The organism is Clostridium sp. AF27-2AA, from assembly GCF_003478505.1.
Taxonomy (GTDB): domain Bacteria; phylum Bacillota; class Clostridia; order Lachnospirales; family Lachnospiraceae; genus Brotaphodocola.
Genome location: NZ_QUFI01000057.1, coordinates 1 through 9,311, shown reverse-complemented (window position 1 = coordinate 9,311; position 9,311 = coordinate 1). Strand labels below are relative to the sequence as shown.

Below are 9,311 nucleotides of genomic sequence, written 5' to 3'. Positions count from 1 at the left end.
CCGGCCTGCTTCGGACCTTTTGTGACTATTCTTAAATTGTTTTTTTACGAAATTGCTTTGTTACTTTCTGTGTGCAGCTGTTTCTGCGCGGTGGCCAGCATCAGTTTGATTCGGTTTAACTGGTTTACTTCGCTGGCACCCGGATCATAATCGACGGCGATGATGTTGGCTTCCGGATGAGATGCGCGCAGTTCTTTGATGACGCCTTTGCCCACGATGTGGTTCGGCAGGCATCCGAACGGCTGGGTGCAGACGATATTTTTGACACCGCTGTGAATCAGCTCCAGCATCTCACCGGTTAAGAACCAGCCTTCACCGGTCTGGTTGCCCAGGGATACATAATGCTTTGCCATATCAGCCAGTTCCCAGATGCGGGACGGCGGGGTGAAGTTTTTGCTGGCTTCCAGCTCCCTGCGTGCAGTTTTGCGGAAGTATTCCAGCAGGGAGATTCCCAAATTGCACAGGCGGGCAGTGGAGCGCTTGCCGCCAAGATGGTCTGCTTTGAAGTTGCTGTTGTAGAAGCAGTAAAGTAAGAAGTCCATCAGATCCGGCATCACAGCCTCTGCACCCTCAGATTCCAGCAGGTCCACGATGTGGTTGTTGGCCAGTGGGGAGAATTTAACCAGAATCTCGCCTACAATGCCAACCTTTGGCTTTTTCACATCCAGCCGCGGCAGTTCGTCGAAATCGTGGATGATTCCCTTGATATTTCGTCCGAACTCCATCATATTTGCAGAACGGGTGGAAAGACTCTTGATGCAGCGTGCCTTCCACTTTTCATGCAGCGCGTTTGCGGAGCCTGGCACTTTTTCGTAAGGACGCGTCGCGTAGAGCACACGCATGAAGATATCGCCGTAAACCACGCCCTGCATAGCCTTGGTGATCAGGTTTGGGGTAAAGGTAAAGCCCGGATTCGTCTCCATGCCGTTGGCATTGACGGAGATGACCGGAACCTGTGGCATACCCGCCTTGTCCAGTGCACGGCGGATAAATCCGATGTAGTTGGAGGCACGGCAGCCGCCGCCGGTCTGGCTCATGAAGACGGCGGTATGGTCTAAGTCATATTTTCCGGATAACAGAGCATCCATGATCTGGCCAATGACGATCAGGGACGGGTAGCAGGCATCGTTGTTGACATACTGCAGACCCACATCTACAGCCTTTTTACTGTCATTTTTCAGAACCTCGATCTTGTAGCCAAAGGCGCGGATGGCTGGTTCGATCAGATCAAAGTGGATGGGGGACATCTGCGGGCAGAGCAGGGTGTAGTCCTTCTTCATCTTTTTGGTAAAGATGACACGGTTGTAAGCGCTGGACACTACTTTGCGCTCGAAATGCTTCTGCTGGCGCACCTTTAAAGCTGCGATAAGGGAACGGATACGGATTCTTGCCGCACCCAGGTTATTGACCTCATCGATCTTTAATACGGTATAAATTTTGCCGGAACCGGTCAGGATATCATGTACCTGGTCGGTGGTGACGGCATCCAGGCCGCAGCCGAAGGAGTTAAGCTGGATCAGATCCAGGCATTCGCTGTTCTTCACATAGGTTGCGGCGCGGTAGAGTCTGGAGTGGTACATCCACTGGTCGGTAACGATGAGCGGGCGCTCTGCGTCGGCCAGGTGGGAGATGGAATCCTCTGTGAGAACCGCAAAACCGTAGGAGGTGATGAGCTCCGGGATACCGTGGTTGATCTCCGGATCTACATGGTAGGGACGGCCGGCCAGTACGATGCCGTGACGCTCATGCTCCTTTAACCAGGCGATGGTTTCCTCTCCCTTTTTCTCCATGTCGCGGCGGGATGCCAGAAGCTCCTCCCATGCAGCGTGTGCTGCCTTCTGCACTTCGACAGAGGAGATATCATATTCTTTGCCAAATTCTACGATGAGCTGTTTTGTCAGCACCTCCTCGTTGGTGAAGGCGAAGAACGGATTCATGAAGTGGACATCAAACTCAGTGAGCTCTTCCACATTGTTTTTGATGTTCTCGGCGTAAGAGGTGACCATCGGGCAGTTGTAGTGGTTGCCTGCCTGCGGAGTTTCGTTGCGCTCGTAGGGGATACACGGATAGAAGATATCGCGTACACCCTGACGGATGAGCCAGGAAATATGACCGTGCACCAGCTTGGCCGGGTAGCACTCAGATTCACTCGGGATGGACTCGATGCCCAGCTCGTAGATTTTTCTGGTGGACTGCGGGGACAGGATCACACGGAATTTCAGTTCCTTTAAGAAGGTAGCCCAGAATGGGAAATTCTCGTACATGTTCAGGACACGCGGGATACCGATGGTACCGCGCTCGGCCTCATCTGCCGGAAGGGGCTCATAGTCGAACATGCGGTGATACTTGTAGTCAAACAGGTTTGGAATCTCTTTTTTGGCCTTTTCTTTTCCAAGACCGCGCTCGCAGCGGTTTCCGCTGACGAACTGACGTCCGCCGTCAAACCGGTTGATGGTGAGCACACAGTGGTTGGTGCAGCCCTTGCAGCGTGCCATGGAGGTTTCATATTTTAAGGAAAGAATCCGGTCAAGGGACAGCATGGAAGTGCCTTTCTCTGGATTGCAGCGTTCTCTCGCGATGAGAGCGGCTCCAAATGCACCCATGATACCGGCAATGTCCGGGCGGACGGCCTCGCAGCCTGCGATTTTCTCAAAGCTTCGCAGAACAGCATCATTGTAGAAGGTACCGCCCTGAACCACAACGTGTTTGCCCAGGTCGGATGCGCTGGTGATCTTGATGACCTTAAACAGCGCGTTCTTGATGACGGAGTAAGCAAGACCGGCGGAGATATCCGCAACAGTAGCGCCCTCCTTCTGGGCCTGTTTGACATTGGAGTTCATGAATACGGTACAGCGGGTGCCCAGGTCGGTCGGATTCTTTGCAAAGAGCGCTTCTTTCGCAAAGTCGATGACAGAATAGTTTAAGGACTTTGCAAAGGTCTCGATGAAGGAGCCGCAGCCCGAAGAGCAGGCCTCGTTTAACTGGACGCTGTCTACGGTATGGTCTTTGATGCGGATGCACTTCATGTCCTGGCCGCCAATGTCCAGAATACAGTCTACATCCGGTTCAAAGAACGCAGCTGCGTAGTAGTGGGAGATGGTCTCCACCTCGCCCTCGTCTAGCATCAGGGCGGATTTTAACAGGGCCTCGCCGTATCCGGTGGAGCAGGACCAGGCAATGTGAGCGGTCTCTGGCAGTTTTTCCTTAATCTCGGAAATAGCCCGGATGGCGGTGGCAATGGTGCTTCCGTTATTGTTGTCGTAAAAGCTGTAAAGCAGGCTTCCGTCTTCGCCGACCAAAGCCACCTTGGTGGTGGTGGAACCGGCATCAATGCCCAGGTAGCAGCTGCCGCTGTAGGTGGATAAGTCACCTTTTTTCACCTGATGCTGTGCATGACGGGCCTGGAATGCGTCATAATCTTCCTGGGATGCAAAGAGCGGATCCATACGCTTGACTTCAAACTCCATCTTGATGCCGGATGTGAGGCGGCTGATCATATCGCTTAAGGATACGGTCACCTTCTCGTCTGCGTTCATGGCTGCGCCGATGGCAGCAAACAGATGAGAATGATCCGGTGCGACAATGTGATCGGCATCTAGGTTTAGGGTACGAATGAAGGCATGGCGAAGCTCCGGTAAAAAGTGGAGCGGGCCGCCAAGAAATGCTACGGTGCCGCGGATCGGCTTGCCGCAGGCCAGACCGCTGATGGTCTGGTTGACCACCGCCTGGAAAATGGATGCGGACAGATCTTCCCTTGTAGCTCCTTCATTGATGAGCGGCTGGATATCGGATTTTGCGAAAACGCCGCAGCGGGCCGCGATCGGGTAGATCATCTGATAATTTTTGGCATATTCGTTCAGACCGGCTGCATCTGTCTGTAAGAGAGATGCCATCTGGTCAATGAAAGAACCGGTGCCGCCTGCGCAGATGCCATTCATGCGCTGGTCGATGCCTCCTGTAAAGTAAATGATCTTGGCATCTTCACCGCCAAGCTCAATGGCCACATCGGTCTGCGGGGCATAATCCTGAAGGGCAGTAGCAACGGCTACGACCTCCTGGGTGAAGGGCACGTTTAAGTGTCCGGAAAGTGTCAGTCCGCCGGAGCCGGTGATGCTTGGGGAAACAGTCATCTCACCGAGCTTTTCTTTTGCCTTTGATAATAAAAGAGCGAGCGTCTCCTGAATGTTAGCATAGTGGCGCTCGTAGTCGGTAAATAAGATATGCTGTTCACTGTCTAATACTGCGATTTTAACAGTTGTGGAACCAATATCGATTCCTAGGGTATTATTATGTAATAAATTCATTTGATGCGGGGAAAACCCCTGCCTCCTTATCTAAAAACACACACTTTCTCAGCGTACAGTGCAGAGTTTAACATAAAATCTTCCATATTACAATTTATAGGAGCGTAAAAAATTAGTTAAGAAATTGTATAACTTCTGTCAGAAGTGAAAAAGAACGGTCAATAGATTTGACAAACAGGAACTCAGAATTTATAATAAGATAGCCGAAACAGGGGAAAGGAACCAAAGACGCATGATACGCATATTTAAAACGGAAGATGGCGCGATCCATCAGATCGATGAAGCAGAAGCCGGCTGCTGGATTGCATTAACCAACCCGACAGCGACGGAGATCCTCGAGATCGCGGAACGTTATGAGATCGACCCGGATCATGTCCGGGCACCTCTGGATGAGGAAGAACGGTCCCGTATTGAAATTGAAGATCACTACAGCCTGATCCTCGTGGATATCCCTGTGATCGAGGAACGAAACGAAAAAGACTGGTATGTAACCATCCCTATGGGCATCATCATGTCTGACACCATCATCATTACCGTGTGCCTGGAGGAAACTCCGGTCTTGAACGCATTTATGGATGGAAGAGTCCGTGACTTCTTTACTTATATGAAGACACGCTTTATTCTTCAGATCCTGTACAAGAATGCGTCCCTTTACCTGCAGTATCTGCGTATTATTGATAAAAAGAGTGATATTGTAGAAAAAGAACTTTACAAATCCCCACGAAACCAGGAGCTCATCGAGATCCTGGAGCTGCAGAAGAGCCTTGTGTACTTTACTACTTCCCTTCGTTCCAATGAGGTGGTGCTGGAGAAGCTCTTAAAGAGTGAGAAGATCAAGAAGTATCCGGAAGACACAGACCTCCTCGATGATGTCATCATCGAGAACAAGCAGGCCATCGAGATGGCCAACATCTACAGCGGCATTTTAAGCGGAACCATGGATGCGTTTGCATCGGTTATTTCGAACAACCTGAATATCGTCATGAAGTTTCTGGCCACCATCACCATCGTCATGTCGATCCCGACCATGGTGTCCAGCTTTTACGGCATGAATGTCTTGAGCAGCAGTATGCCGTTTGCAACGAATCCCTATGGATTCGTCATCGTCATCGTACTTTCCGTGATCCTGACTTGCGCGGTAGCGTGGATCTTTGCAAAACGGAACCTGTTCTGATGATATTTTATAAGGAAGGAAACTGCATGAAATTTTTTTCGGATTTTGAACGAAAGTATCAGAAATACGCGATCCGCAATCTGATGTATTACATCACCATCCTTTATGCGGTCGGTCTGATCGTGTGGATGCTAGATCCCATGATCTACTATAACTATTTGAGCCTGAATGTGGGTATGATCCTGCATGGGCAGATCTGGCGCCTGGTCACTTTTCTGATCTATCCGCCGGCCTTTGGCTCCTTTAGCTTCACCCAGATCTTTTATGGCCTGATCGCGTTATTTCTATATTATAATCTGGGCCAGACACTGGAATATGTCTGGGGCTCTTTCCGCTTCAACGTATTCTTCTTTATGGGAGTGCTGGCGCAGATCGTGGCATCCTTTGTGGGCTACCTGGTATTTCATCAGTACTGGCTGTTATCCACCGGATTTTTGAACGCTTCTCTGTTCCTGGCCTTCTGCATCATCAACCCGGATGCGCAGTTTTATCTGTTCTTTGTGCTTCCGGTCAAGGCAAAATGGATGGCAGTTGCGGAAACAGCCGTTTATCTGTATGATTTTATCACAGGAGGCATCGCCGTGAAGGTAGAGCTGGTGATTTCCATGATCACCATTATCCTGTTTTTCCTGATGACCCGAAACTACAGGCGCTACGCGCCGAAGGAGATCAAACGCCGGCAGGAATTCAAGCAGCAGGCGAAGATCGTTGTTCCGGGCAAGACCCGTCACCGCTGTGCGGTGTGCGGCAGAACTGAGCTGGATGGTCCGGAGTTAGAGTTCCGGTACTGTTCCAAATGCGAGGGCAATTATGAGTATTGTCAGGATCATTTGTACACGCATCAGCATGTTGCAAAGGATTCTGTGCAATAAATAGATTAGTTTCATGTTAACAGATTCATAAAACTATTTTGGAGGACAACACATCAATGAAAAAAACAAAGATCATTTGTACTATGGGACCAAACACCAACGACCGCAATCTGATGAAGGCACTTGCCGAGAATGGCATGGACATCGCGCGTTTCAATTTCTCCCACGGTGATTATGAAGAGCAGAAGTCCCGCCTGGATATGTTAAAGAGCATCCGTGATGAGCTGGATCTCCCGATCGCAGCACTTCTGGATACCAAGGGTCCGGAGATCCGTACCGGCCTGTTAAAAGACGAGAAGAAGGTAACCTTAAAAGAGGGCCAGACTTACACCCTGACCACCCGTGAGATTGTCGGCGACGACCAGATCGGCTTCATCAACTACAACGGACTTCCGGCAGATGTTGAGGCAGGCAACACCATCCTCATCGATGACGGCCTGATCGAGCTCAAGGTTCAGGAAGTAGTAAACGGCACCGATATCATCTGCACCGTTGTAAACGGCGGCGAGCTCGGCATGCGCAAGGGCGTAAACGTACCGAACGTTAAGATCAAGCTTCCGGCACTGACTGAAAAGGATAAAGCAGATATCCGCTTTGGTATCGAGCAGGGCTTCGATTTCATCGCAGCTTCTTTCGTTCGTACCGCAGATGCTGTCCGTGAGATCCGTGCCATGTTAGATGAGGCTGGTTCTTCCATCCAGATCATCGCAAAGATCGAGAACGCAGAGGGTATTGAGAATCTGGATGACATCATCGAGGCCAGCGACGGCATCATGGTAGCTCGTGGCGACATGGGCGTAGAGATTCCGGCTGAGCAGGTTCCGCACATCCAGAAGACCATCATCCGCAAATGTAATCTGGCATGCAAGCCGGTTATCACCGCAACCCAGATGCTGGATTCCATGATCCGCAATCCGCGCCCGACCCGTGCAGAGGTAACCGACGTTGCAAACGCAGTTTACGACGGAACTGACGCAGTAATGCTTTCCGGTGAGACCGCTATGGGTAAATATCCGGTAGAGGCTCTGAAGATGATGGCTCAGATCTGCGAGACTTCCGAGCAGTACCTGGATTACAATGCATACCGCATGAGAAGAGTTTCCACCGCAAACCGCAAGAATATTTCTAATGCAGTTTGCTACTCATCTGTATCCACCGCTCATGACCTGGAGGCAGATGTTATCATCGCTCCGTCCATCAGCGGATTTACTACCCGCCTGCTGTCCAAGTGGAGACCGAGCACAACCGTAATCGGCCTGTCTCCGAGCGCAACCGCAGTACGCCAGATGCAGATTTACTGGGGCGTAAAGCCGTTCCAGGCAAGACGCGCAGACTCCACAGACCTTCTGATTGAGTCCTCAGTTGAACTTCTGAAAGAAAAAAATGTAGTCAAGAGCGGAGATGTGGCAGTTGTAACCGCAGGTGTGGTAAGCAAGAATACCCGCCACGAGCCGGCAAGCAGCACCAATATCATGCGTGTGGTAGTTGTTGAGTAATTTTTCATAATTTTTCATATTCATAGAAAAAACTGGACAAAGAAGTCTGATATAGGTTACAATCAGTTTGATTGCGGCCTGATCAGGCTTCTTTCTTTTATTTTGTATATTGAGGAAACGCCATTGGCGGATCCGTTGATTTTAGAGAGGAGATACCATGGAGAAGAAACCATTTGTAACCAAAGCACAGTTAGAGGCGATCACAAAGACCTATCCGACACCGTTTCATCTGTACGATGAAAAGGGAATCCGTGAGAACGCAAAGCGTTTAAAAGAGGCGTTTTCCTGGAACAAGGGATATAAGGAGTATTTTGCAGTAAAGGCAACTCCGAATCCGTATATTCTGAAAATCCTGCAGGAGTATGGCTGCGGTACGGACTGCTCCTCTGCAACTGAGCTGATGATGTCTGATGCAACCGGTTTCTCCGGCCATGACATTATGTTCTCCTCCAATGATACTCCGCCGGAGGAATTCAAGCTGGCCAATGACCTGGGCGCTATCATCAATCTGGATGATATCACTCACATCGAGTGCGTAGAGAAAACTCTGGGATTTATTCCAAAGACCATCAGCTGCCGCTATAATCCGGGCGGAATTTTTAAGATCAGCAACGACATTATGGATAATCCGGGAGATGCAAAATACGGCATGACCACCGAGCAGATGTTTGAGGCATACAAGATCCTGAAGGAAAAAGGTGCGGAGAACTTCGGTATGCACGCATTCCTCGCAAGCAATACGGTAACCAACGAATATTATCCGATGCTGGCAAAGGTTCTGTTTGAGCTGGCTGTTAAGCTGAAAGAGGAGACCGGTGCGCACATTACCTTCATTAACCTGTCCGGTGGAATCGGAATCCCATATCGCCCGGAGCAGGAGCCGAACGATATTATGGCGATCGGCGAGGGTGTCCGCAAGGTATATGAGGAGGTCCTTGTTCCGGCTGGTATGGGCGATGTGGCAATCTATACCGAGCTCGGCCGTTTCATGCTGGCACCTTACGGCTGCCTGGTGACCAAGGCCATTCATGAGAAGCACACTCACAAAGAGTATATCGGCGTAGATGCCTGTGCAGTAAACCTCATGCGCCCGGCTATGTACGGCGCCTACCATCACATTACCGTAGCAGGAAAAGAGAATGCTCCGTGCGATCATAAGTACGATGTAACAGGTTCTCTCTGCGAGAACAACGATAAATTTGCCATTGACCGCATGCTTCCGCAGATCGATATGGGTGATTTGTTAGTCATCCACGACACCGGAGCACACGGATTCGCTATGGGCTACAACTACAACGGAAAGCTAAAATCCGCAGAGCTGCTCTTAAAGGAGGATGGCTCCGTACAGATGATCCGCAGAGCAGAGACCCCGCAGGATTACTTTGCGACACTGGATATGTGCCCGATGATGGAGAAATACCTCAAATAAAAATTTAAAGAATATTCATGAAAGGTCCGAAGCAGG

General features: G+C 50.2%; 5 protein-coding genes. 4 read left to right on the top strand and 1 reads right to left on the bottom strand.

The features are described 5' to 3' along the window. Positions 1–44: 44 nt before the first annotated feature. Entirely contained in the window at positions 45–4,304 is a 4,260-nt protein-coding gene (locus DWY84_RS16710; RefSeq protein ID WP_118534431.1) for a 2-hydroxyacyl-CoA dehydratase, read from the bottom strand. 232 nt (positions 4,305–4,536) lie between these two features. Between DWY84_RS16710 and DWY84_RS16705 the strand changes: the two genes are divergently transcribed. From DWY84_RS16705 to DWY84_RS16690, 4 genes are all read left to right on the top strand, one after another. Then, positions 4,537–5,478: a magnesium transporter CorA family protein gene (locus DWY84_RS16705; RefSeq protein ID WP_118534430.1), complete on the top strand. Its 942-nt coding sequence runs from the start codon at positions 4,537–4,539 to the stop codon at positions 5,476–5,478. Between the two features lie 26 nt (positions 5,479–5,504). Further along, complete coding sequence (locus DWY84_RS16700) at positions 5,505–6,350, top strand: hypothetical protein (RefSeq protein WP_118534429.1); 846 nt, start codon at positions 5,505–5,507, stop codon at positions 6,348–6,350. A 56-nt stretch (positions 6,351–6,406) separates the two neighbouring features. After that, positions 6,407–7,846, top strand: a complete 1,440-nt coding sequence (pyk, locus tag DWY84_RS16695) for a pyruvate kinase (RefSeq protein ID WP_118534428.1) — start codon at positions 6,407–6,409, stop codon at positions 7,844–7,846. A gap of 157 nt (positions 7,847–8,003) precedes the next feature. Then, positions 8,004–9,275: a diaminopimelate decarboxylase gene (locus DWY84_RS16690; protein WP_118534427.1), complete on the top strand. Its 1,272-nt coding sequence runs from the start codon at positions 8,004–8,006 to the stop codon at positions 9,273–9,275. The last annotated feature ends 36 nt before the right edge of the window (positions 9,276–9,311 follow it).

What these genes read in the sequence shown, in the direction of transcription:
- DWY84_RS16700 (WP_118534429.1), top strand. Translation starts at nt 5,505, where the DNA reads ATGAAATTTTTTTCGGATTTTGAACGAAAGTATCAGAAATACGCGATC.
- DWY84_RS16705 (WP_118534430.1), top strand. Translation starts at nt 4,537, where the DNA reads ATGATACGCATATTTAAAACGGAAGATGGCGCGATCCATCAGATCGAT.
- pyk (WP_118534428.1), top strand. Translation starts at nt 6,407, where the DNA reads ATGAAAAAAACAAAGATCATTTGTACTATGGGACCAAACACCAACGAC.
- DWY84_RS16710 (WP_118534431.1), bottom strand. Translation starts at nt 4,304, where the DNA reads ATGAATTTATTACATAATAATACCCTAGGAATCGATATTGGTTCCACA.
- DWY84_RS16690 (WP_118534427.1), top strand. Translation starts at nt 8,004, where the DNA reads ATGGAGAAGAAACCATTTGTAACCAAAGCACAGTTAGAGGCGATCACA.